Source organism: Limosilactobacillus vaginalis DSM 5837 = ATCC 49540, assembly GCF_000159435.1.
GTDB lineage: Bacteria > Bacillota > Bacilli > Lactobacillales > Lactobacillaceae > Limosilactobacillus > Limosilactobacillus vaginalis.
In genome coordinates this window covers 1-658 of the sequence record NZ_GG693438.1, presented here as the reverse complement: position 1 = coordinate 658, position 658 = coordinate 1, and the positions used below count along the sequence as shown (strand labels likewise).

The window sequence follows — 658 nt, the reverse complement described above, 5'->3', positions numbered from 1 at the left end:
TGAGTGAATTTAGGGTGAGCGCATTTCGGCTATGTTGCCGAGGACCGTTATCTCTAGCAAACGCGTTTCTACAATAAAATAGCAAATAATTCGAGGATGGGAAAAAACTAGGCTTTTTTCCCATCCTCTTTTCCATATTTAGCGCTCTCCGAACCTATAGAGTCTAATCGCGGGAATCCAAATAGGCTCACTTCGTATCGTAACTGAGGGACTCGAGCCTAACTACGAACGATTCTGATGATTTCATCATCATTCATCGTTCTAGGTTAGTCAACCGTCCCTCCGAGAAAGTTAATTCCCAGCTTCGAGTTTTTGCTATAATCTAAATATAATAATCTATGAATAGGTGTGGGAGTTAAATGCTGTTTAAGTCAAAAAATGATCAGGAATCAATTGATCGTGCTAAAAAGATGTATGGAGCAGGGATAAATCGTGGCCTAGCAGGATTTGTATCTCAGGGACGAAAGAAGAAAAAACAGCCAACAATTGAAGCAGTTGATGAAATTACTTTAACAACGACTGAAAAAATTCCGGAGAATGATTACAGAATTATTGGTCTAGTCTTTGGAACCGCTACTGGAGAAGAAAAAGCGTCTGCCCATGAGCAAGCAATTAAAGTATTACGAGATAAGGCTAAGCGAGTAGGAGCGGATGTACG

Annotated in this window: 1 pseudogene; it reads left to right on the top strand. The window is 40.3% G+C overall.

The annotated features are described in order from the left end of the window. Positions 1–359: 359 nt before the first annotated feature. Positions 360–658, top strand: a pseudogene (locus HMPREF0549_RS08900) (hypothetical protein); the annotation flags it as partial.